We start from the raw sequence: 22,095 nt of genomic DNA on the forward strand, positions 1-22,095 counted from the left end.
CCGTGGTGCTGTTGTCGTTGGCAGCGGCGGGTGTCTGACCTCGGGGGACGAGTGCTGCACCCGCCGCTTGACCTCAAATCTAGGGTTCCGGCGCCCCTTGGTCGTCATGCCCTCGTATCGATTGCCTGGCCTCCCGGAGGAGGAGCGATGACCTGCGGCGTACTCCCCTGGGTGGAGACGAGGTCCTAGGTCTCAGGGTCTTCCCGGAGGGGGCGCCCGGTGCGTCCCTTCTGCTCCGATCCGTCTTCCCGTGGTATCGGCTGTTCCACCAGCGCCAGCACCCGGTTCGCCATGAAGCGGGCGGTGCGCACGACCGTGCCGGAACGCGTGACTTCGCTCACTTCCACCACCCCCCTGCGCACCGCCGTCTCCACCCGGCGGCCCGCCCTGCTCGCCACCACCTCGTACGTACGCGTCGTGTCCCCCGCGTCCACGACTATCTCCACACGATCACCCTTCACGGGTTCAATCCCCCTTCCCCAGCTGGGCGTTTGGGATCATGGACGGCGCTCAACGGTCCTGTTCGCGCCTGCCCTGACCACCTCTCAAGTCTCCCACCGGGCACTGACAATCGATCGGGGCGTGAGGGCGCGGCCTCTGCGCGCACCCGGCCGTGGAAACGTAAGCTGTGGCTCGTCAAACGGACCGGGCAGCGGGGATGGACATGGCGATGATGCGCCTGAGGCGTGAGGACCCGCGTGTCGTCGGCTCGTTCAGGCTTCACCGGCGGCTCGGCGCGGGCGGGATGGGCGTCGTCTACCTGGGCTCCGACAAGCGGGGCCAGAGGGTCGCGCTGAAGGTGATCCGGCCGGATCTCGCGGAGGATCAGGAGTTCCGGTCGCGGTTCGCACGTGAGGTCTCGGCGGCACGGCGGATTCGTGGCGGGTGTACGGCGCGGCTGGTGGCCGCCGACCTGGAGGCGGAACGTCCGTGGTTCGCCACGCAGTACGTGCCCGGGCCGTCGCTGCACGACAAGGTCGCCGAGGAGGGCCCCCTCACGGCAGCCGAGGTGGCCGCCGTCGGCGCCGCACTGTCGGAGGGTCTGGTCGCGGTGCACGAGGCCGGGGTCGTCCACCGGGACCTGAAACCGTCGAACATCCTGCTGTCCCCGAAGGGGCCCCGGATCATCGACTTCGGCATCGCCTGGGCGACCGGTGCCTCGACGCTCACCCACGTCGGGACGGCCGTCGGTTCGCCCGGCTTCCTCGCCCCCGAGCAGGTGCGCGGGGCCGCGGTCACGCCCGCCACGGACGTGTTCGCCCTGGGCGCCACGCTGGCGTACGCGGCGACCGGGGACTCGCCCTTCGGACACGGCAGTTCCGAGGTGATGCTCTACCGCGTGGTGCACGAGGAGCCGAAGCTGCACGGCGTGCCGGACGCCCTGGCTCCGCTCGTTCGCGCCTGTCTCGCGAAGGACCCCGACGAACGGCCGAGCACCCTCCAACTCTCGCTTCGGCTCAAGGAGATCGCGGCCCGGGAGAGCCAGGGCCTCACGGACGCACGACCGGCCGACCGGCGCGGCGAGGTGGACCGGCCGTCGGGGCGGCTCGCTCAGCAGTACGCGGAGCAGCGCACCGTGCGCCGCCCGCAGGGGCCGGGCACTCCCCCGCCCCGCAGCAGCGGCTCCCGGCCGGGATCGCGTCCGACGCCCGCGCAGCGCGGCACCTCGACCCGCTCCGGCGGCCGTCCCGCACCGCGCAGTGGCGCCGGGCGGCCGGCGCCCCGTACCACCGGGACCGGGCGGCGCCCGGCCAACCCGCGACTGCTGCGCCAGCGGATCTTCGTGTTCGTGGTGGTGACGCTGCTGGTGGCGCTGGGCATCGCGGCGGCCCAGGGGTGTCAGGGGCCGGCGCGCGGCTTGGACGACGGACGCCTGCGCAAGGACGTACGACCGGAGCAGTCGTACGCCCCCCTGACCGGCGACCTGATGGCCGAGCAGTACCACAGCGTGCTCGACCAGGACGGCTGACCGGACGGGCGGACGTTCGGCGGCCGTCACAGCCCGGGCGGGCGCCGCGACGCAGCACAGCCGCGTCGGAGAGGACGCTACGGCTGAGGGCGGCCCGTGGCGACCGCGTAGAAGGCGACCGCGGCCGCCGCGCCCACGTTGAGGGAGTCGACGCCGTGGGCCATGGGGATGCGGACCCATTCGTCCGCGGCGACCAGCGCCTGGGTGGACAGGCCGTCGCCTTCCGCACCGAGCATCAGCGCGACCCGGTCCATCTTGTGCGGAGCCGTCTCGTCGAGGGTCTTCGCCTTCTCGTCGGGGGTGAGCGCGAGGAGAGTGAAGCCGGCCTCGCGGACCGACTCCAGGCCCTTCGGCCAGGTGTCGAGGCGCGCGTAGGGCACCGAGAAGACCGCGCCCATGGACACCTTCACGCTGCGCCGGTACAGCGGGTCGGCGCAGTCGGGCGACAGCAGGACCGCGTCCATGCCGAGGGCGGCGGCGGAGCGGAAGATCGCGCCGATGTTGGTGTGGTCGTTCACGGATTCCATGATCACAACCCGGCGGGCGGCGGCGAGGAGCTCGTCCGCCGTCGGCAGTGGCTTGCGCTGCATGGAGGCGAGCGCGCCACGGTGCACGTGGTAGCCGGTGACCTGTTCGGCCAGTTCCGGGCTGACGGCGTACACCGGGGCCGGAAGTTCGTCGATGACGTCGCGCATGACGTCGACCCACTTCGAGGACAGCAGCATCGAACGCATCTCGTAACCGGCCGCCTTGGCCCGTCTGATGACCTTCTCGCCCTCGGCGATGAACAGGCCCTCGGCGGGCTCGCGCTTGCGGCGCAGCTCCACGTCGGTCAGGCCCGTGTAGTCGGTGAGGCGCGGGTCGTCGGGATCCTCAACGGTGATGAGATCGGCCACAGGGTGATACTGCCTTGTCCAAGGAGCGGTGCCAACGGCTGGAACGGGACGTGTTACCCCGGGTTACTCGACCGGCCGCGGCCCCACCGTCACGACCTCGCCGATGACGATGACCGCAGGGGGCTTCACGTCCTTCTCGCGTACGGTCTCCGCGACGGTCGCCAGGGTGGCGTCGACCCGGCGCTGGGCGGCCGTGGTGCCTTCCTGGACCAGGGCGACGGGGGTGTCGGGGGCCTTGCCGTGGGCGACGAGCGTCCCGGCGATCTTCCCGATCTTGTCGACGCCCATGAGGATCACGAGTGTGCCGGTGAGCTTCGCCAGCGACGCCCAGTCGACCAGCGAGCGTTCGTCGTCCGGGGCGACATGACCGCTGACCACCGTGAACTCGTGTGCGACACCGCGGTGGGTGACGGGGATACCGGCCGCGCCCGGGACCGAGATCGAGCTGGAGATGCCCGGGACCACCGTGCACGGGATGCCCGCCTCGGCCAGCGCCTGCACCTCCTCCATGCCGCGGCCGAAGACGAACGGGTCGCCGCCCTTGAGCCGTACCACCGACTTGCCCTGCTTGGCGTGCTCGATCAGCGCGTTGTTGATGGCCTCCTGGGCCATGAAACGGCCGTACGGGATCTTCGCCGCGTCGATCACCTCGACGTGCGGCGGGAGCTCGGCGAGCAGGTCGCGGGGTCCGAGACGGTCGGCGATGACCACGTCGGCCTCGGCGAGGAGGCGCCGGCCGCGGACGGTGATCAGGTCCGGGTCGCCGGGGCCGCCGCCGACCAGTGCGACACCGGGGGTGCGGGTGCGGTGGTGCGGGGCCACGAGCGTGCCGTCGCGCAGCCCCTCCACCACGGCGTCACGGATGGCGGCGGTGTGCCGGGGGTCGCGGCCCCTTGCCTCGGTGGTGAGCACGGCGACCGTGACGCCCTCGCTGTGACCGGTCGCGGGGGTCCAGGCGGTGGCCGCGTCGGCGTCGTCGGAGCGGACGCACCACACCCGGTGCGCCTCGGCCTCCGCCGAGGCCCGGGAGTTGGCTTCCGGGTCGCTGGTTGCGATCAGGGCGTACCAGGCGTTCGCGAGGTCGCCGTCCTCGTACGGGCGCTTCTTCCAGGTGATCTCGCCCGAGTCCGCCATGGCTTCGACCGAGGGGGTCGCTTCCGGGGAGACCAGAACGATGTCCGCTCCTGCCGCGATGAGCGCCGGGAGGCGGCGCTGGGCGACCTGGCCGCCGCCGAGGACGACGACGCGGCGTCCGCTCAGACGGAGCCCTACGGGGTACGGGGGGTGTTCGGCCATGGAGGTGCGGCTCCTCGTGCGGCGGTGGGGACGGCGGCCTCTGCGGCTTTGGAGGGGCCTGACGTGCGGATTCTAAGCTGCGGACGGCAGGGGCGGCTCATCCGGTCGAAGGGTGGGCCGCCCCTGCGCTCCGATGCGGAGCCGTCCTACTTCTCGGTGACTCCGGCCGAGTCGAACGTCGCCACCTCGTGCATCGCCCTCGCCGCGCTCTGCACCAGCGGCAGGGCCAGCAGGGCTCCCGTGCCCTCGCCCAGGCGGAGGTCCAGGTCGACCAGGGGGCGCAGGCCCAGCTTGTTCAGGGCGGCCACGTGGCCGGGCTCGGCGCTGCGGTGGCCGGCGATGCAGGCCGCGAGAACCTCGGGAGCGATAGCGCGCGCCACCAGGGCGGCGGCACCCGCGCTGACGCCGTCCAGGATGACCGGCGTGCGCAGGGACGCGCCGCCGAGCAGCAGGCCCACCATCGCCGCGTGCTCCAGGCCACCGAACGCCGCGAGGACACCGATCGGGTCGGCCGGGTCCGGCTGGTGGAGTTCGATGGCGCGGCGCACGACCTCCGTCTTGCGGGCCAGCGTCTCGTCGTTGATGCCGGTGCCGCGGCCCGTCACCTCGGACGGGTCCGTGTCCGTGTAGACCGCGATCAGGGCTGCCGAGGCCGTCGTGTTCGCGATGCCCATCTCGCCGGTGAGCAGCGCCCTGTTGCCGGCCGCCACCAGGTCGCGGGCCGTCTCGATACCGACCTCGATCGCCTGCTTGACCTCCTCGCGGGTGAGCGCGGGGCCGGTGGTCATGTCGGCCGTGCCGGCGCGGACCTTGCGCGGCAGCAGACCGGGAGTGGCGGGCAGGTCGGCGGCCACGCCCACGTCGACCACGCAGACCTCGGCACCGACCTGGTTCGCGAAGGCGTTGCAGACCGCGCCGCCGCCGAGGAAGTTGGCGACCATCTGGCCCGTCACCTCCTGGGGCCAGGGGGTGACGCCCTGGGCGTGCACGCCGTGGTCGCCCGCGAAGATGGCGACGGCCGCGGGCTCCGGGATCGGCGGCGGGCACTGCCGGGACAGCCCGGACAGCTGGGCGGAGATGATCTCCAACATGCCGAGCGCGCCCGCGGGCTTGGTCATCCGCTTCTGCCGCTCCCAGGCCTCGCCGAGCGCCTTGGCGTCCAGCGGGCGGATGCCGGCGACGGTCTCCGCGAGCAGGTCGTGCGGCTCCTCGCCGGGCAGCGCGCGACGGCCGTACGTCTCCTCGTGCACGACCCAGGACAGCGGGCGGCGCTTGGACCAGCCCGCCTGCATCAGCTCGGGCTCCTCCGGGAACTCGTCGACATACCCGACGCACAGGTACGCCACGACCTCCAGGTGCTCGGGCAGGCCGAGGGCGCGGACCATCTCGCGCTCGTCGAAGAAGCTGACCCAGCCGACGCCGAGGCCCTCGGCACGGGCGGCGAGCCACAGGTTCTCGACGGCGAGCGCGGAGGAGTACGGGGCCATCTGCGGCTGGGTGTGCCGGCCGAGGGTGTGGCGACCGCCGCGGGTGGGGTCGGCGGTGACCACGATGTTCACCGGCGTGTCGAGGATGGCCTCGATCTTCAGTTCCTTGAACTGCTTCGCCCGGCCCTTGGGCAGCGACTTGGCGTACGCCTCGCGCTGACGCATGGCCAGTTCGTGCATCGTGCGGCGCGTCTCGGCGGAGCGGATGACGACGAAGTCCCAGGGCTGGGAGTGGCCCACGGAGGGCGCCGTGTGGGCGGCCTCCAGGACGCGCAGCAGCACGTCGTGCGGGATCGGGTCGCTGCGGAAGCCGTTGCGGATGTCGCGGCGCTCGCGCATCACGCGCAGGACGGCCTCGCGCTCGGCGTCGTCGTATCCGGGCGCCGCCGGGCCGGTGGACTGTCGTGCTTCTTCCACTGCGGCCGTGCTCTCCTCCTGGTCGGCGGCCCTGGTGTCCAGGTCGTCCGCCTGCTGTGCGACGACGGGCTCCGCTTCCTCCGCCTGCGGCTCCGGGGCGGGTGCCTCGCCCTCGCGGGGGCCGGGGACCATGGCGACGGGCTCCTGTACCGCCGGCTCCTCCCGCTGCGCTGCGGCCGGAGCGGATTCCTCGGCGGGCGGCTGCTCCTGGGCGGGCAGCGGCGGCACGGTCAGGGCGTGCGGTGGGGTGGGAGCCAGGTGCGGGGTGGTCGGCACGGTGCCCTCGACGGGCACGAACCGGCCGAACGACTGGTCCGCCTGGAGCTCCGCAGGGGCGTCGGCCGGCACGGCGGCCGGGGCGGCGGGCGCTTCGGCGGGCACGGCGGGTGCGGCGGTCTGCTCGCCGCCCGGCTGCTGCGGATCGTGCGCCTGGGTGGGGCCGTCCTCCGGCACGGCCTGTGCGGGCTCGGCGACCGCGGGCTGCGCCTCCTCAGGAGCCTGCTGCGGCGCGGGCTCGGCGAGGCCCGGGGCGTCAGGGGTGCGGGCCTCGGTGTCCGCCAGGGGCGCCTGCCGGTCCGGTGCCGATGCCACGGCAGGGATCCGGCTGGGGTCCTGGACCTGCTCGGCCGGGGCCTGACCCTGGTCGTGGGAGTGCTCGGCCGGGGTACCGGCGACGGGTCCGTGGTCCTCGGCGGGAGCCGCCGGGTGCGCGACGGGCTCCGGGACAGGGGCCTCCGCGGTCTGCCGGGCCGCACCCGCCTCGGCCGCGGGCGCGGCCACGCCGAGGTGCGGCTCGCCGTCCACGGGCGGTACGGGCCCGAAGTCCTGGGCGGCATCCGCCACGGGCGCGGCGTCCGGGATCTGCGGGACGACCCCTGCGGGCGTCCCGTCCTGCGCCGGTGGGGCGTCGTGCGCCGGTACGGCTCCGGGAAGCTGCGAGCCGTCGTGCTGCAACCCGTCCCCCTGGGAGCCGTCGTTCCGCGCCCCGTGCGGCAGGGCGTGCCCGGCGTCGTCGGCCCGGCCTTCCTCGGGCCCGTCGAGCGCACCCTCCGGAGCCGGCCCGCCGTGCGCGACCTGCGGCGCCTCGGGCGACGGCTGCGGCACGTGCTGCGGCGCAGGGTCGACCAGCGGGTCGGAGCCGTGCGGGACCTGAGGCGTGGCCTCGGCGGTCACGGGCGCGGCCTCCGGAGCGACCGGGGGGGTGGTCGGCTGAGCCGTCCCCACCGGTTCGGGCGCCGGTGCCGGCACGACCGTTTCTGCGGCCGTCCCCTCGTCGCCCACCGGCGGCACGGCGTGCTGCTGCGGCGGAGGCCCCCACGGCACCGCTCCCTGCGGGGAGTTGTCCCCCGGCTGTGGCACGTCGAGGTACTCGGGCCCGGTCGTGGGCGGGCCCGAGGGGCGCATCGGGGCGTCCGCCGGGCCGCGGTCGGAGAGCGTGCGCACCGGGCTCGCGGAGGTGTCCGGGATGGGCGGGCCGAGATGCAGCGGGCGGCGCGGCGACGTCGGCTGCGGCGCGGGCGCCGGAGGCGGCGTACGGACCGCGCCGACGTCGATGGCGCCGCTGTCCCGGCCGGCCGCCTCGTGCGGACCGGGCTCGTGGGGATACGGCGCCGGAGCCGGGGCGTGCTGCGGCATCTCGTTGCCCCACGCGCCCTGCTGGCCCGGCATCAGGAGCAGGTCGTCGTCCTCGGGAGCGCCGTCGGAAGGGTCGAGGTAGGTGTACGCGCCCGGCGTGAGGACGCCCGGCTGCTCCACCATGCCTGCGTTCTCCGGCAGCCCCTCGCCCGGGACCTGGCCGGTGTCGGTCATGCGTACCCCTCGCCCATCGGTTAGTGCTTCTACGACCAGCTGGCCCGGAACGGCGCGCCGACCGCCCGCAGTGAAGAACGAGCGTGCGTGCCCAGCGGCACGAACGACCCGCCCACAATGACGACAAAGCCATTGAACGGCATTGTCGCGGTCGTTCCGCCGTCGCGACAGGGTGATCCGCGACGGTCCGCTGTGGACTGCGCCACGTTGCGCGCCCTCCGGTCCGGCCGTACCGCCCCCACCCCAAAAGGGGTGCGCTTTCCGGACATTGGCTGACGAATGCCGGATCACCCGAGTACGGTACGACGGTCGGCCAGCCTACCGCGCCGGTACGACAACCGGATCACGGGGAGCGTTCGGCCAATCGGCCGCTGAGCAGGAACGCAACGCTCCGCTCCTTCTCCGTCCAGGCCCGCGTGTCGAGTTCGACGGACTGCAGCAGGGCGCACTCGACGTCGTACCCGTGTTCCGTGAGGTCCCTGCCGACGAGTTCGGCCGCGTCGCGGGTCGCGGCATGGGTGACGATGCGCTGCGGGCGGCGGTCGGCGACGGCGGAGACGACCGCCACTCCCCCGCCGCCGACGCGGACGACGTCCGGTTCCGGCAGGTTCTCCAGGATGTGCGGGGCGGTGCCGTGCACGACCTGGAGCTGGACGCCGAACTGGCGTGCGGCGGCCGTGGTCCGGCCGCATGCGTCGGGGTCCTGGTCGACGGCGATGACGGCGGCCCCGCAGCGGGCGGCCTCCACCGCGAACGCGCCGCTGCCGCTGCCGATGTCCCACACCAGGTCGCCCACCCGGGGGCCGAGCCGGGCGAGTTGGGTGGCGCGCAGCAGGTCCGTCTCCCCTTCGCCGAGCCCGCCGCCGTACGCCTCGGCGGGCAGCGCCCAGCCGCGCGGGTCGGCGCCTGGGTCACGGCCGGCGATCCAGCCGCCGTCGGCCGCGGTGACGGGTCCGCCGATGACGATGACGACGTTGGGGTCGCGCCAGGTGTGGTCGGCGGCCTTGTCGGAGGTGACGACGGTGACCTGTTCCCGTTCGGTGCCCAGCTCCTCGCAGATGACGAAGGTGCGATGGACGCCGTCGAGGAGCAGTCCGAGTTCGGCGGGTCCGGCGCCCGGTGAGGTGAGGACCGCGACTTTGGTGTGGGCGCGGCATACGTTGACCGCGCGTCGCAGGGTGCGGCTATGTGCGACGACCACCTGTGCGTCATCCCAGGGCATCCCGGCGCGCGCGAAAGCTGCGGCCACGGAGGAGACGGCGGGGACGACTTCGACCTCCAGGCCGTACTCGGGGGCGCGCAGGGTGCGTACGACACCGAAGAAGCCGGGGTCGCCGTCGGCGAGGACGACGGCGGTGCCGCGGTGGGCGGCGATGCGGCGGGCGGCGAGGGCGACACTGCCGAGGCGGATGCGCTCGGCGCTCGGAGGCACTTCGGGCAGGGTGAGGTGGTGGGCCGCGCCGGCGACGAGCGTGGCGGCCCCGAGGGCGGAGCGCGCCGCGGCGGTCAGCGGCGAGCCGTCCCAGCCGATCACCGTGACCCGGTCGGCCATCGTCGTCAGTCTCCAGGTTTTCGTGCAGGTCGTCAGGGGGCAGCCCGTACGGCGGGCTCCGTGAGGGTATCCCGTTCGGCTGGGTGCACTCGCCCCGGGATGGGTCCGTGGGAGCGGTCCCTCGCTGTCAGTTCCAGTTCGGGAACGAGGTGAAACCCCCGCTGTCGGCCAGTTCGTCACTGACCCCGTCGAGGTCCTCGGGCAGCAGGCTCCACACGATGAAGTCGGTCCGCACGTCCGTCCAGGTGCCGTCCTCCGCACGGACGCGCGCTATGCAGGCGTTGCGCAGGACCCCCTCGCTGATGCAGCCGATCTTCTGGGCGACCTGCTGGGAGGCGGTGTTGTCGGCCGCGGTACGCAGTTCGATCCGCTCGAACTTCTGGTCGCCGAAGAGCCATTGGGCGGTCGCGAGCGCGGCTTCGGAGGCGTAGCCCTCGCCGCGCGCCCAGGGGGCGATGATGTAGGACAGTTCGGTGGACCGCACATGCCAGTTGGTCCTGGTGAGCTGGATGACGCCCACCAGGCGCTGGGTGAGGAACTCGGTGACGGCGAGGTCGAGGCCGCGGCCCGCGGCCCGCTCGGCGGGCGCGTACTCGGTGATCCAGGCGCGGGCACCCTCCTCGGTGAACGGCTGGGGCACGTCGGTCCAGGCGCCGACCAGCTCGTCGTTCATCATCTCGGCCAGCGCGGGGACGTCATCCTCGTCGAGAGGGCGCAGGACCAACCGCTCCGTGCTGATGGAGACGTTGGGGAAGGTGCTCGTCATTGCGCCGCTCCGTAACCTTCGAAAAACCGTCAGGGCCTGCTGAACTGCCCAGCATGCAGCATGGAGGCGGCGAAACGCACCACGGGGTCCACACCCGGTGAGGGAGCGGACCCCGTGCGTGGCGATACGCGGCGTACGCGGCGTCGGCGGCTGCCGAGGGACGGGGTCAGAAGGACGGGATGACCGACCCCTGGTACTTGTCCTCGATGAACTTCTTCACCTCGGGCGAGACGAGGAGCTTGGCCAGCTTCTTGACCCGCGGGTCGTTCTCGTTGCCCTTCTTGACCGCGAGGAAGTTGCCGTAGGGGTTGTTCTTCGCGGACTCCAGGACGAGGGCGTCCTTGGCGGGCTTCAGGCCGGAGGAGATGGCGTAGTTGCCGTTGATCACCGCGGCGTCCACGTCGTCCAGGGAGCGCGGGGTCTGTGCCGCCTCCAGCTCCTTGAACTTGAGGTTCTTCGGGTTCTTGGCGATGTCCTGGGGGGTCGCCTCGTTGCCCACGCCGCTCTTGAGCGTGATGAGTCCGTTCGCGGCGAGCAGCTTCAGCGCACGCGCCTCGTTGACGGTGTCGTTCGGGACGGCGACGGTCGCACCGCTCTTCAGCTCGTCGGCCTTCTTGATCTTGTGCGAGTACAGGCCGAGCGGCTCCAGGTGCACCGTGACGACCGGCACGATGTGGGTGCCGTTCTTCTTGTTGAAGTCGTCGAGGTACGGCTGGTTCTGGAAGTAGTTGGCACCGACCGACCCGTCCTCGGTCGCCGTGTTCGGCGTGACGTAGTCGGTGAACTCCTTGACCTGGAGGTCGAGGCCCGCCTTCTTGGCCAGGTTGTCCTTGACGAAGTTCAGGATCTCGGCGTGCGGGGTGGGGCTCGCGGCGACGACGAGCGGGCCGTCGGAGCCGGAGGAGGCGGAGGTGCTCTGGCCGGAGCCACAGGCGCTGAGCCCGAAGATGAGGGCTCCCGCGGCGAGGACGGCAGTGGTGATCTTGGCGGTGTTACGCACGAAAAGTGCCTTTCCTTATGGGTGGTGCGACCCCGTCATGGGTGTACGGGGAGTTCCGGGGATACGGCGGGTCAGGACTGTGGGCGTGGCGCGGCTCAGGCGACCTTGCGCACATCGGCCGCCGCGGGCTCCTTCGCCTTCAGCAGCCGCAGCTTCGGCGCCGGTCCGGAGCGGCCGCCGCGGCGGTGCAGGGCGCGGGCAGCGAAGTCGCCGGCGAACTGGATGAGCGAGATGACGACGGCCAGGACCGCCACGGTGATCCACATCAGCTGGGTCTCGAAGCGCTGGTAGCCGTAGCGGATGGCGATGTCGCCGAGACCGCCGGCGCCGACCGTGCCGGCCATCGCGGAGTAGCCGATGAGGGCGACGACGGTGGTGGTCGCGGAGGAGATCAGGGAGGGCAGGGCCTCCGGTACGAGGACCTTGCGCACGACGGTCCAGGTGTTGCCGCCCATCGCCTGCACGGCCTCGACCAGCCCGCCGTCCACTTCGCGGACAGCCGTCTCGACGAGGCGTGCGAAGAAGGGGATGGCGCCGATGGCGAGCGGCACGATGGCGGCCTCGCGGCCGATCGTCGTCCCCGTGACCCAGCGCGTGAAGCTCATCAGCGCGACCATCAGGATGATGAACGGCATCGAGCGGGCGATGTTCACGACCTGCCCGAGGACCTTGTTGGCCACGATGTTCTGAAGCAGTCCGCCACGGTCGGTCAGCACCAGCAGCACGCCGAGCGGCAGGCCGCCGACGACGGCGATGAGGGTGGACCAGCCGACCATGTAGAGGGTGTCCCACGAGGCCTGGGACAGCAGGGGCTGCATCTCGGTCCAGGTCACCTGGCACCTTCCTTCACCAGCGGGGCCTCCTGGCCCACCACGTCGATCTGCAGGCCCTGCTCGCGCAGGAAGCCGATCGGCACGACGTTGTCCTCGTAGCGGCCGGGCAGTTCGATGCGCATCCGGCCGACCTGGAGACCGCCGACGGTGTCGATGGCGGCGCCCAGGATCGAGATGTCGATGTTGTAGGTGCGGGACAGCTGGGAGATGACGGGCTGCGTGGCGGCCTCGCCCTGGAAGGTGACGTCGACGACGGTCCGGTCGTCGCCGGAGGCGTCGCCGCCGACCGGGAAGAGCGCGGAGGCCAGCTGGGAGCCCGGGGTGGCGAGCAGCTCGCCGACCGTGCCCGACTCGACGATGCGACCCTTGTCCATCAGGGCGGCCGAGTCGCAGACGCTCTTGACGACGTCCATCTCGTGGGTGATGAGCAGGACGGTCAGGCCGAGCTGCCGGTTGAGGTCGCGCAGCAGTTGGAGGATGGAGCGGGTGGTCTCCGGGTCGAGGGCGCTGGTCGCCTCGTCGGAGAGCAGCACCTTGGGGTCGCCGGCGAGGGCGCGGGCGATGCCGACGCGCTGCTTCTGGCCGCCGGAGAGCTGGGCCGGGTAGGCCTTGGCCTTGTCGGCGAGACCGACCAGGTCGAGGAGTTCCAGGGCCTTACGGGAACGTTCCTTCCCGGACTTGCCGAGGATCTCCAGGGGCAGCTCGACGTTGTCCTGGACGGTGCGCGAGGACAGCAGGTTGAAGTGCTGGAAGACCATGCCTATCCGGTTGCGCGCCGCGCGGAGGTCCTTGCCGGCGCGTGCCCCGCGGCCGGCGAGCGCGGTGAGGTCCTGGCCGGCCACGGTGACCGTGCCGGAGGTGGGGCGCTCCAGGAGGTTGACGCAGCGGATGAGCGAGGACTTGCCGGCGCCGGACTGGCCGATGACGCCGTACACCTCGCCCTCGCGTACGTGCAGGTCGACGCCGTCGAGGGCGGTCACCTCGCGGCCGCGCGAACGGTAGACCTTGGTCAGGCCCGATGTGGTGATCACTGGGTTTCCGTCACTGTCGAGTGCAGGGCGTGGGTGTGCGCCGGGCACGGGTGCGTGCATGGCGACGCGGCACGGTTCTCGCAAGGGCGATGGAACCGCGGAGAACGTGTGCGCGGGGGTCGGTCGCGTACGACGCGTGCGTACGGACATTCCACGACGGTCTCGCTTCGGGGCGCGGGACTCCGGGTGGTGCGGGGGCCCTCTAGCAGGCGCACATTCGACACATACAACGAGCACCGGGCGTCATGGTCGCCTCGGTCGCAACGGTGCGGCAGCTCGTCGTGGTCATGGGTGCAAGTAAAGCAGACACGAAGCCGCGACCTGACACGACTGTCCGAATAGCGGACGGATCGCACTGGTTGTGGTCAACGCCACGGCGGGTGGGGCGGCGCCGTGGTCGGCCCAGCCGGGGGCGGGAACATCGGTGCTTTTGGCCCGTAATAGGGTCGCTGCATGCTTGACGCCCTGACGCTGGCGACCGGTGTCGCCGCGCTGCTGCTCGCCGCCTGGTGCGGCTGGGCCGCCCACCGTGACCAGCCCACGAAGGACTGGCACTTCATCGGCATGGCCGTGGTGACGCTGCTGGCCCTGGTCCAGCTGGCCGTCGGCATCGTCCAGCTGACGCGGGGCGAGAAGCCGGCGCAGGGCACGACGATCTTCGTGGCGTATCTGCTGGGCGCCTTCGCGTGCATCCCGGCGGCGGGGTTCATGTCGCTGGCGGAGCGCACACGGTGGGGTTCGGTGACGGTCGCGGCCGGCGGAGTGGTGCTCGCCGTGCTGGAGGTGCGGCTCTATGACATCTGGGGAGGCTGAGATGACGGCCGTCGAACAAAGGCCGAAGCGGCTCATCAGCGGGCCGGGGATGCTGCTCGTCTGGTTCTACGGGGTGATGGTCGTCGGTGCGGTGTCGCGCTCGGTGTTCCAGATCGCCACGGAGTTCGACCGGGCACCTCTCGCCTACACGCTCTCGGCGGTTGCCGGGCTGGTCTACGGGTTCATCACGTACTCGCTGGTGCGCGGCGGGGAGACAGCCCGCAAGGCGGCGCTGGTGTGCTGCGCCGCCGAGCTCGCGGGTGTGCTGACGGTCGGTACCTGGACGCTCCTCGAGCCGTCCGCCTTCCCGGACGCGACCGTGTGGTCCGACTACGGCATGGGGTACGTCTTCATTCCGGTGCTGCTGCCGCTGTCCGCGATGTACTGGCTGCGGAAGTCCCGCAGCGTCACGCCGTAGTCGCGTACGTACCCGCCGGCTTCTCCAGGACGATCATCGGTACGCCGTCCGCTCCCTGAGCGGTGCCCACCGTCTCGTAGCCGACCCGGCGGTACAGGCGCAGATTGCCCTCGCTGCGGTGGCCGGCGCTGAGGCGGAACTTCTTCGCGCCGTGCTGCTCCACCAGCGCCGCCTCCGCCGCGCGCAGCAACCGGGCGCCGATGCCGTGACCCTGCAGCCGCGGGTGGACGCAGAGCTTGCCGATCGAGGCGGCCCCGTCCTCCGTCACGCGGCCGCGTACCGAGCCGACCACCTCCTCGCCGAGCCGGGCCACGAAGACGCAGTCCGAGGCGACCTCCTCGCGGACCGAGTCCAGGGTCTGGACGAGCGGGTCGATGCGGTAGTTGCCGTACAGCGCGGCCTCACTCTGGAAGCACAGGTACTGCAGCCTGAAGATCTGCTCGGCGTCCTGCTCGGTCGCCACAGAGATGGTCACGCTCATGCCCATGTGCGCACGCCTCCCGCTCACCTGATCACCGGTCGTCCCTCACTCCTATCCCCGCGGTTCGAGGGCCGCAACCTCCGCCGCGAGCAATCGACGCAGACATCCCAGGCATTTGGAGCGTTCCGGGCCGAGACTACCCTGTGAGATACCCAACTCCCCTGCGATCTCCCGGTAGGTCAGGTCCTGCGGGGAGAGCAACGCCGCCATGAGGCGCGGACAGCGGCCGGGGAGGCGGCGCACGGCGGCGTGCAGTGCCCGGCGGCGGGCCGCGAGGAGGGCCTGCTGCTCGGGGCCGGGTCGCGTGTCGTCGGCCGGGTCACCGCGGTACGGCTGTTCGAGGCGGGCGGCGCGTCGGCCACGGCGTGCCTCCAGACGGACGGCGCGGCGCAGCCATTCCTGCGGGTCGACGAGCGGCCGGTCGGCCTGGAGCCGCTCCAGGAGCCGGAGCCACACCGCCTGTTCCAGATCGCCCGGCTCCATCCCGGCCGCGTGCGCCTCCGCCGACGCCTCGGCGGCGAGCAGCGGACGCAGGGTGCTGACCATCTCGTGCCTCATACGCGACGGGACGCGTCCGCCCAGGCGCCGGGTTGCCGGGGCGGACGGGAGTCCCCCCGATCGGGGTACGTCTGTCGCGTGCTGACCGCTCAGCGGCGCAGGAAGTCCTCGCGGGCGAGCACGCCGGTGTCGGCGTTGTCGGTGAAGACGCCGTCGATGCCGGTCGCGAAGTAGGTCTTGAAGGCGCCGAAGACGTCGCCGTAGGCCGTCGGGTCCGTGCCCTTCTGGAAGTTCGTGGGCAGGAAGGTGTTCTCGTCGCGCATCGTGTACGGGTGCAGGATCAGGCCCGCGGCGTGCGCGTCGGCGACGAGCGTGGAGGGCTTGGTGAGGTTGCCCTTGGCGTCCTTCGGGATGACCAGGTCGAGGGTGGGGCCGATGCCCTGGGCGTAGGACGCGATCTCTTTCAGGCCCTTCGGGGTGATGAGGTCGGCGACCGTGCGCGGGTCGCCCGCCTCGACGAAGTCGAAGGGGCGGGTGTTCGCGGCGGACAGGAGCACCACGAGCGGGTTGTCGACGAGCTTGTTCAGGCGCTGGATGCTGGTCGGCTCGAAGGACTGGATGACGACCGGCGAGTTCTTCTTGTCCCTGCCGTGCTTGCGCAGGGCCTCGGAGAGCAGCTGCTCCATGTCGAGGCCCTGCTTGCGGAAGTACGTGGGGTGCTTGGTCTCGGGGTAGATCCAGACCTGCTTGCCGCGCCTGCGGGTCTGCTCGTCCTGCCACTTCAGGACCTCTTCGAAGGTGGGGATGCCCCAGCGGCCGTTGTAAAGGGTGTTGTGCTGGCGGGTGGCGGGGATGCGCTCGACGGCGCGCAGCGTCTTCAGCTCGGCGAGCGTGAAGTCCTCGGTGAACCAGCCGGTGGTGGGGACACCGTCCAGGATCTTGGTGGTCTTGCGGCTCGCGAACTCGGGGTGGTCGGCGACGTCGGTGGTCCCGCCGATCTCGGGCTCGTGCCGGCACACCAGGTGGCCGTCCTTGGTGGGCACCAGGTCACCGGCCTCCACGATGTCGGCGCCCAGGTCGAGGGCCAGGTTGTAGGAGCCGAACGTGTGCTCGGGACGATAGCCGCTGGCCCCGCGGTGACCGATGATCGTCGGCACGGGCAGGCCCTTCAGCCCGCCGCCCGTGTGCCGCCCCTCCGCTCTCGCGGCCCCCGGCAGTCCGAGGACCGCTCCGCCGGCGCCGAGCACCGCCGCACCGAGGAGCGCCCGCCGACCCGCCCCCCGGCCCTGGCTCCGTCCTTGCCCTTGCGCTTGCCCTTGCTCGAAAGACTCCTGCGTGCCCATGGGTTCCTCCCGCCACACCTGCTCGAAGCGGCTCGATCGTAGGTGCGGACGCGTGACGACCGGGAGACATGTGCGGGAACGCGCGGCGGACGCGGACCGTCCTCCCGGGTGCATGGTGAGGGCGTTGGTGGATACGCGGACTGATGGCCCGTCACCCGTCGGTGCGGCGTTCGCCACACCCGTCCGGCGGATGACGAACGTGCAACAAAACCGCCATCGCAGGTAAACACTCGTCAATGACGCGTATCCACTCGGTGAACCCGGTGTGCGACACCCCGGTCGTCACGAGTATCGTCCTCACCTGCACAGACTCATACCGCATCCCTTGACACCGGAGGGCCCGTTGTCCCGCTTCGCGCTCATCAAGGCAGTGCTCGGACCGATCATGCGCCTGATGTTCCGCCCACAGGTGGAGGGCGCGGAGCACATCCCGGCCGACGGCCCGGTCATCATGGCCGGCAACCACCTGACGTTCATCGACTCCATCGTGCTGCCGCTCGTGACCAAGCGGCAGGTGGTCTTCATCGGCAAGGACGAGTACGTCACGGGCAAGGGCCTCAAGGGCCGTCTGATGGCCTGGTTCTTCACGGGCGTCGGCATGATCCCGGTCGACCGGGACGGCGCGAGCGGCGGTGTGGCCGCGCTGATGACCGGGCGCCGGGTGCTGGAGGAGGGCAAGGTCTTCGGCATCTACCCGGAGGGCACGCGCTCGCCCGACGGGCGGCTGTACCGGGGGCGCACCGGTATCGCGCGGCTGACGCTGATGACCGGGGCGCCGGTGGTGCCGTTCGCGATGATCGGCACGGACAAACTGCAGCCGGGCGGGCGGGGGATGCCCCGTCCGGGACGGGTCACCGTGCGGTTCGGTCAGCCGATGGAGTTCTCCCGGTACGAGGGCATGGACCGGGACCGGTACGTGCTGCGGGCCGTCACCGATTCCGTGATGGCGGAGGTCATGCGGCTGTCGGGGCAGGAGTACGTGGACATGTACGCCACGAAGGCGAAGGCGGCATAGCCGGGCCGGGGGTCACGGGGTGCTCTCCAGCCTCTGCCCCCGCAACAGGAACCACGCTGCCACCGCCGTCGCCAGCAGGACCGCCGCGCCCGCTCCCGTCGCCAGCCTGAGCCCCTCCACGAACGCCTCGCGGGCCGACGTGAGCAGTGTCTCGGCGGTGGCCGGCGGCAGGTGTGCCGCCGTCTCCACCGCGCCGCCCAGTGATGCGTGAGCCGTGGCCGGGGTGCCCGGCGGGGCCGGGAAGGTCCGGTAGGTGCCCGTGACGATCGAGCCGAGCAGGGCGATGCCGAGGGCCGCGCCGAGTTCGTACGCCGTCTCCGATACCGCGGAGGCGGCGCCCGCCCGGTCCTTGGGCACGCCGCCGAGAATCACGTCCGCGGTGACGGTGAACGACAGGCCGGCGCCGACGCCCACGACCAGCAGCGCGGTTCCGATCAGCGAGTAGCCCGTGGTCCGGTCGAGCAGGGTGAGGGCGGCCAGCGCCAGACCCACCGCGGCGAGCCCGCCCGAGACCACCGCCCGTACCGAGAAACGCCGCGCCGCCGCGCCCGCGACCAGGCCCGCCGCCACCGCGCCGAGGGCGGCGGGCAGTTCGGCGAGGCCGGCCTCGAACGGGCGCCTGTCCTGGACGAGTTGCAGGTACTGGGAGAGGAAGAAGACCAGTCCGGACATGCCGAGCACGGTCAGCAGGTCCGCGAGCACGGCACCGCTGAAGCCCCGGCGCCGGAACAGCCGCATGTCGAGGAGCGGGACCGGCAGCGTCAGTTGCCGGCGTACGAAGCCGTGGAGCGCGGCGGCACCGAGGAGCCCGGCACCCATGGCCGGCCAGGAGAATCCGTGGGCGGCCGCCTCCTTGACGGCGTACACCACGCCGATCATCCCGACGAGCGACAGGATGACGCTCGGCAGATCCCACGGCCCCGGGTGCGGGTCGCGGGACTCGGGCAGCGTCCTGATGCCGACCAGGACCAGAACCGCCAGCACCGGCAGGTTGATGAGGAACACCGAGCCCCACCAGAAGTGCTCGAGCAGCAGCCCGCCGACGATCGGGCCGACCGCCGTCCCCGCCGAGGCGGTGGCGCCCCAGATGCCGACGGCGAGGCTGCGCTCGCGCGGGTCGTGGAAGATGTTGCGGATCAGGGCCAGCGTGGCGGGCATCAGGGTCGCTCCCGCGACACCGAGGAACGCCCGGGCCAGGATCATCATCTCCGGCGACTGGGCGTAGGCGTTCAGGACGGACGTCGCACCGAAGGCCGTGGCGCCCCCGAGCAGGATGCGCTTTCGGCCGACGCGGTCGCCGAGGCTGCCCATGGAGACGAGCAGACCGGCGATGACGAAGGAGTAGACGTCGCCGATCCACAGCAACTGGGTGCCCGAGGGCTTCAGGTCCTCACTGATGTAGGGGGTCGCGAGGCCGAGGACGGTCGCGTCCACGGCCACCAGCAGCACGGCGAGCACGAGGACGCAGAGCGCGAGCCACCGGCCCGGGCGCTTCTCCGCCTGCGGCGCGATGGCCGACTGCAGGGTGCTGGTCATGATTCCTCTCTCCGCAGGGCGCCGCCGAGCAACAGCTCGGCGATCATGGTGGGGAAGTCCCTGGCGGCCACACGGCCGTCCAGTACGGCCCAGGCGCACGAGGCGATGAGCCCGTACAGCGCCTCGGTGAGCCAGGCGGGGGGGAGGTCGACGCGGAACTCGCCGCTGTCCCGGCCGCGCAGGAACACCGCGGCGATCCGGGTGTCGATCCGCGACCAGCCCTCGTTCTGCCCCTCGCCCTCCCACAGCTGGTTCTCGCCGTAGAGGAAGGCGAGCAGCCCGGCCGCGGGCTGGAGCTCGCGCACCAGCCTGTGTACGGCGTCGGCCGCCGAGCCCTCGTCCAGCCGGGCCGCGTCCAGCGCCGCCTCGCACTCCTCGATGCCGAGCACCTCCAGGGCCCGTACGAGGGCGTCGCGCCCGGCGAAGTGGCGGTGCAGGGTGGCCCGGCTGATCCCGGCAGCCTTGGCGACCTCGTCCATGGTCGCGGTGGATTTGCGGGTCAGCAGGGCGGCTGCGCTGCGCAGCACGTGGTCGCGGTCGAGAGCCATGAGACGAGCATAGCCCGTTTGAGACAATTGTGTCTCATGAAAGGCATTCGTGTTTCATGCGCGCGGCCCGCGTCTCCGGGCAGGCGCATGCATCAGTGCCACGGCAGTTGCCCCACGTCTCCGGGCAGGTGCCTGAATCAGTGCCAGGGCAGCTGCCCGCGCCGCTCCCAGTAGGCACGCGGGTCCTCGGTGAGCGTCCCGAGGCGGGACAGCTGCTCGTCGTCGAGGTCGACGGTCGCGGCCTGCAGGTTGGAGGCGAGCTGACCGGTGGTGGCCGCGCCGGAGAGGACGACGCCCACCCAGGGGCGGCGCAGGATCACGGCGAGGGCGACCGCGTCGCAGCCGAGGGACGTCTGGGCGGCCACGGCCTTCAAGGCGTCCGGGGCGTGCGGATCCGCCAGCCGTCCGTTGGCCATGCCCTCCTTGACGATCACCGTCAGTCCCGCGTCGTGGGCCTCGGCAAGGGCGGGCTCGGCGGAGGTCTCCAGGAGGTTGTAGGTGGACTGGACGGCACGGAAGAGCGGCTGACCGTCGACCGTTACGGCGAGCGCGGCGCGGATCGCGTCGGCCTGCGCCGGGCCGCTGGTGGAGAAACCGATGGTGAGCCCCTGTGCGGCGGCCTCGGCCAGCCGGGCGTGGAGTTCCCTGTCGGTCAGGGCCGGGCTGTCCGGAGTGACGGAGTGGATCTGGTAGAGGTCGAGCCGGTCGCCGAGCAGTGCGGCGGTCTCGGCGCGCTGCCGCTCGTACGTGGCGACACCGTGGTCCTTGACCTCGTGCTGCACGGCGTCGGTGGTCCACCGCGCGGTGTAGGTGTAGCCCCACTTGCTGCCGACGACCACGTCGTCGATGTCGGGGCGGGCGGTCAGCCACTCGGCGAGGAACTCCTCCGAACGGCCGTAGGAGCGGGCCACGTCGAAGTAGCGGACGCCCTGCGCGTAGGCGGCGTCCAGGAGTTCATGGGTGCGCTCGCGCAGGGCGTCGACGGTGCGGTCGGCAGGAAGGTCCCGGTCACGGCCGAGGTTGATGTAGCCGGGGCGGCCGACCGCGGCCAGTCCGAGTCCGATGTGCGCGCTGGCCGTGGTGGCGGCCCCGGGGGTCTCCCCTGCTCGAGCGAAGCCGAGAGCTTGGGGAAGGCTGAACGGCATGGCGGGCTCCTTGCACTCTCGGCAGGCCGGGACCCGCCCCAATCTACCGGGGCTCCCGATTCGCCCCGTATTGACTACCGGCGCCTCCGGTTCACCCCGTACCGACTACCGGCGCCTCCGATTCGCTCCGTACCGACTACCGGCGCCTCCGGTTCACCCCGTACCGACTACCGACGCCTCCGATTCGCCCCGTACCGACTACCGGCGCCTCCGATTCGCCCCGTACCGACTACCGGCGCCTCCGGTTCACCCCGTACCGGCCACCGGGGCCCGGATGCACCCCGTCCTGACCACCAGCGCTTCCGCTCACCCTGTGCTGACGCAGCGCGGTTCGAATGCCGGGTCGGCCGGGCCCTTCCGGTTCAGGGCGTTGAGCACCCACTGTTCGACGAGCGGCGACTTGGGGGCCTGGTCGTGTTCCGTGGTGTCGAGCGGACAGCGGTCCTGGAGCAGCACGTTGGTCACGTACGAGGCCGGGCCGTCGAGGAAGGCGCTGGTGTACGGGACCACGACCTCGTCGTTCCGGGTGGCGATCACCGTGTAGTCCGGGCCGACCGGGGTCTCCGGGTCGGAGTTGAGATTCGCCAGGAAGGCCGAGCCGGCGGTCTGGTCGACGCAGGAGGGACAGACGGTGGCGCCTGCGGCGAGGGCGAGCGGGTTGGTGGTCCCGTGGTTGGAGGGAACGATGCCGACGAGGTCGTCGACCTTGGTCGCACCGCCGAGGAACTTGACGTAGTAGCGCGGCATCATGCCGCCCTGGCTGTGACCGACGATGTCGACCTTCTTGGCGCCGGTCGCGCCGAGCACGGCGTTCACGAAGTCCCGCAGCTGGGCCGCCGAGTCCGGGATCGGGGCGGTCTCCATGTCGCCGTAGTCGAAGGAGAAGACGCAGTAACCGGCGTTCGCCAGCGCGGGCGAGAGGGTCAGCCAGTTCTCGTAGGAGGTCTTGAAGGTGCCGTTCACCAGGACCACCGGCTGCGGGTGGGCCGAGTCCGGCTTGCAGGACCAGTCGTTGGCGCCCGGTGGCGCGACGTCCACGGTGTCCGCGCCCGCCGAGGGCGTGAAACCGACGGTGCACAGCGTCGCGGTCGCGGCGACGGCGAGGAGCCGGGCTCTTCGCCTTCCGCTTCTTGCACTTCTTCCACTTCCGCCAGTTCGTCCGCTTCGTCCGCTTCGTCCGCGCATGATGTCCCTTCCTGCTCGGTGTGGGCCGACCGGCGTTCGACATTGCCGACCGCAAGC

The 22,095-nt window shown here is 71.8% G+C and carries 20 protein-coding genes; 4 read left to right on the plus strand and 16 right to left on the minus strand.

Translation table 11 applies throughout. The features are described 5' to 3' along the window. Nucleotides 1-185: 185 nt before the first annotated feature. On the minus strand, nt 186-461 hold the full coding sequence (locus tag ACFYZJ_RS22895; protein WP_388570820.1) for a hypothetical protein: 276 nt from the start codon (nt 459-461) through the stop codon (nt 186-188). A 197-nt stretch (nt 462-658) separates the two neighbouring features. Here ACFYZJ_RS22895 and ACFYZJ_RS22900 point away from each other — a divergent pair, with 197 nt between their 5' ends. Continuing rightward, nucleotides 659-1,969: a serine/threonine-protein kinase gene (locus tag ACFYZJ_RS22900; RefSeq protein ID WP_388571208.1), complete on the plus strand. Its 1,311-nt coding sequence runs from the start codon at nt 659-661 to the stop codon at nt 1,967-1,969. A 77-nt stretch (nt 1,970-2,046) separates the two neighbouring features. Here ACFYZJ_RS22900 and ACFYZJ_RS22905 read toward each other — a convergent pair whose 3' ends face one another. From ACFYZJ_RS22905 to ACFYZJ_RS22940, 8 genes are all read right to left on the minus strand, one after another. Then, entirely contained in the window at nt 2,047-2,865 is an 819-nt protein-coding gene (locus ACFYZJ_RS22905) for a TrmH family RNA methyltransferase (protein ID WP_388570822.1), read from the minus strand. 63 nt (nt 2,866-2,928) lie between these two features. Continuing rightward, nucleotides 2,929-4,161, minus strand: coding sequence for a uroporphyrinogen-III C-methyltransferase (gene cobA, locus ACFYZJ_RS22910; RefSeq protein WP_388570824.1), 1,233 nt, complete (start codon nt 4,159-4,161; stop codon nt 2,929-2,931). A 146-nt stretch (nt 4,162-4,307) separates the two neighbouring features. Continuing rightward, on the minus strand, nt 4,308-7,874 hold the full coding sequence (gene cobT, locus ACFYZJ_RS22915) for a nicotinate-nucleotide--dimethylbenzimidazole phosphoribosyltransferase (protein ID WP_388570826.1): 3,567 nt from the start codon (nt 7,872-7,874) through the stop codon (nt 4,308-4,310). Between the two features lie 343 nt (nt 7,875-8,217). Continuing rightward, nucleotides 8,218-9,426, minus strand: a complete 1,209-nt coding sequence (gene cbiE / locus ACFYZJ_RS22920; RefSeq protein WP_388570828.1) for a precorrin-6y C5,15-methyltransferase (decarboxylating) subunit CbiE — start codon at nt 9,424-9,426, stop codon at nt 8,218-8,220. Between the two features lie 127 nt (nt 9,427-9,553). Then, nucleotides 9,554-10,192, minus strand: a complete 639-nt coding sequence (locus tag ACFYZJ_RS22925) for a GNAT family N-acetyltransferase (protein ID WP_388570830.1) — start codon at nt 10,190-10,192, stop codon at nt 9,554-9,556. A gap of 166 nt (nt 10,193-10,358) precedes the next feature. Next, nucleotides 10,359-11,192: a MetQ/NlpA family ABC transporter substrate-binding protein gene (locus ACFYZJ_RS22930; protein ID WP_388570832.1), complete on the minus strand. Its 834-nt coding sequence runs from the start codon at nt 11,190-11,192 to the stop codon at nt 10,359-10,361. A gap of 95 nt (nt 11,193-11,287) precedes the next feature. After that, a complete protein-coding gene (locus ACFYZJ_RS22935; RefSeq protein ID WP_388570834.1) occupies nt 11,288-12,025 on the minus strand; it encodes a methionine ABC transporter permease in 738 nt (245 codons plus the stop codon). Continuing rightward, on the minus strand, nt 12,022-13,056 hold the full coding sequence (locus tag ACFYZJ_RS22940; RefSeq protein WP_388570836.1) for a methionine ABC transporter ATP-binding protein: 1,035 nt from the start codon (nt 13,054-13,056) through the stop codon (nt 12,022-12,024). Before ACFYZJ_RS22940 ends, ACFYZJ_RS22935 begins: the two co-directional genes overlap by 4 nt. Nucleotides 13,057-13,509: 453 nt before the next feature. On the opposite strand from ACFYZJ_RS22940, the gene ACFYZJ_RS22945 reads away from it, so the two are divergent. Together ACFYZJ_RS22945 and ACFYZJ_RS22950 are read left to right on the plus strand one after the other, a co-directional pair. After that, nucleotides 13,510-13,869, plus strand: coding sequence for a hypothetical protein (locus ACFYZJ_RS22945; RefSeq protein ID WP_388570838.1), 360 nt, complete (start codon nt 13,510-13,512; stop codon nt 13,867-13,869). 1 nt (nt 13,870) lies between these two features. Next, nucleotides 13,871-14,287, plus strand: coding sequence for a hypothetical protein (locus tag ACFYZJ_RS22950; protein WP_388570840.1), 417 nt, complete (start codon nt 13,871-13,873; stop codon nt 14,285-14,287). Here ACFYZJ_RS22950 and ACFYZJ_RS22955 read toward each other — a convergent pair. From ACFYZJ_RS22955 to ACFYZJ_RS22965, 3 genes are all read right to left on the minus strand, one after another. Beyond that, nucleotides 14,277-14,774 (minus strand): GNAT family N-acetyltransferase, encoded by a 498-nt coding sequence (locus ACFYZJ_RS22955; RefSeq protein ID WP_388570842.1) that lies wholly within the window; start codon nt 14,772-14,774, stop codon nt 14,277-14,279. The genes ACFYZJ_RS22950 and ACFYZJ_RS22955 overlap by 11 nt on opposite strands. A 45-nt stretch (nt 14,775-14,819) precedes the next feature. Continuing rightward, complete coding sequence (locus ACFYZJ_RS22960; protein WP_388570844.1) at nt 14,820-15,326, minus strand: sigma-70 family RNA polymerase sigma factor; 507 nt, start codon at nt 15,324-15,326, stop codon at nt 14,820-14,822. An 89-nt stretch (nt 15,327-15,415) separates the two neighbouring features. Next, the gene (locus ACFYZJ_RS22965) at nt 15,416-16,609 is read right to left on the minus strand and encodes a glycerophosphodiester phosphodiesterase (protein ID WP_388570846.1); all 1,194 of its coding nucleotides are present in this window, start codon (nt 16,607-16,609) and stop codon (nt 15,416-15,418) included. A 325-nt stretch (nt 16,610-16,934) separates the two neighbouring features. Between ACFYZJ_RS22965 and ACFYZJ_RS22970 the strand changes: the two genes are divergently transcribed. Beyond that, a complete protein-coding gene (locus ACFYZJ_RS22970; protein ID WP_388570848.1) occupies nt 16,935-17,624 on the plus strand; it encodes a lysophospholipid acyltransferase family protein in 690 nt (229 codons plus the stop codon). 12 nt (nt 17,625-17,636) lie between these two features. Here the strand turns inward: ACFYZJ_RS22970 and ACFYZJ_RS22975 are convergent, their stop codons facing one another. From ACFYZJ_RS22975 to ACFYZJ_RS22990, 4 genes are all read right to left on the minus strand, one after another. Then, nucleotides 17,637-19,160 (minus strand): MFS transporter, encoded by a 1,524-nt coding sequence (locus ACFYZJ_RS22975; protein ID WP_388570850.1) that lies wholly within the window; start codon nt 19,158-19,160, stop codon nt 17,637-17,639. Next, nucleotides 19,157-19,708, minus strand: a complete 552-nt coding sequence (locus tag ACFYZJ_RS22980) for a TetR/AcrR family transcriptional regulator (protein WP_388570852.1) — start codon at nt 19,706-19,708, stop codon at nt 19,157-19,159. The genes ACFYZJ_RS22975 and ACFYZJ_RS22980 overlap by 4 nt, the downstream gene beginning before the upstream one ends. A 137-nt stretch (nt 19,709-19,845) precedes the next feature. Continuing rightward, entirely contained in the window at nt 19,846-20,853 is a 1,008-nt protein-coding gene (locus ACFYZJ_RS22985) for an aldo/keto reductase (protein ID WP_388570853.1), read from the minus strand. A gap of 306 nt (nt 20,854-21,159) precedes the next feature. After that, nucleotides 21,160-21,891 (minus strand): alpha/beta fold hydrolase, encoded by a 732-nt coding sequence (locus ACFYZJ_RS22990; RefSeq protein WP_388570854.1) that lies wholly within the window; start codon nt 21,889-21,891, stop codon nt 21,160-21,162. Nucleotides 21,892-22,095: the final 204 nt, after the last annotated feature.

It is taken from the genome of Streptomyces sp. NPDC001848 (assembly GCF_042891915.1).
Classification (GTDB): Bacteria; Actinomycetota; Actinomycetes; order Streptomycetales; family Streptomycetaceae; genus Streptomyces.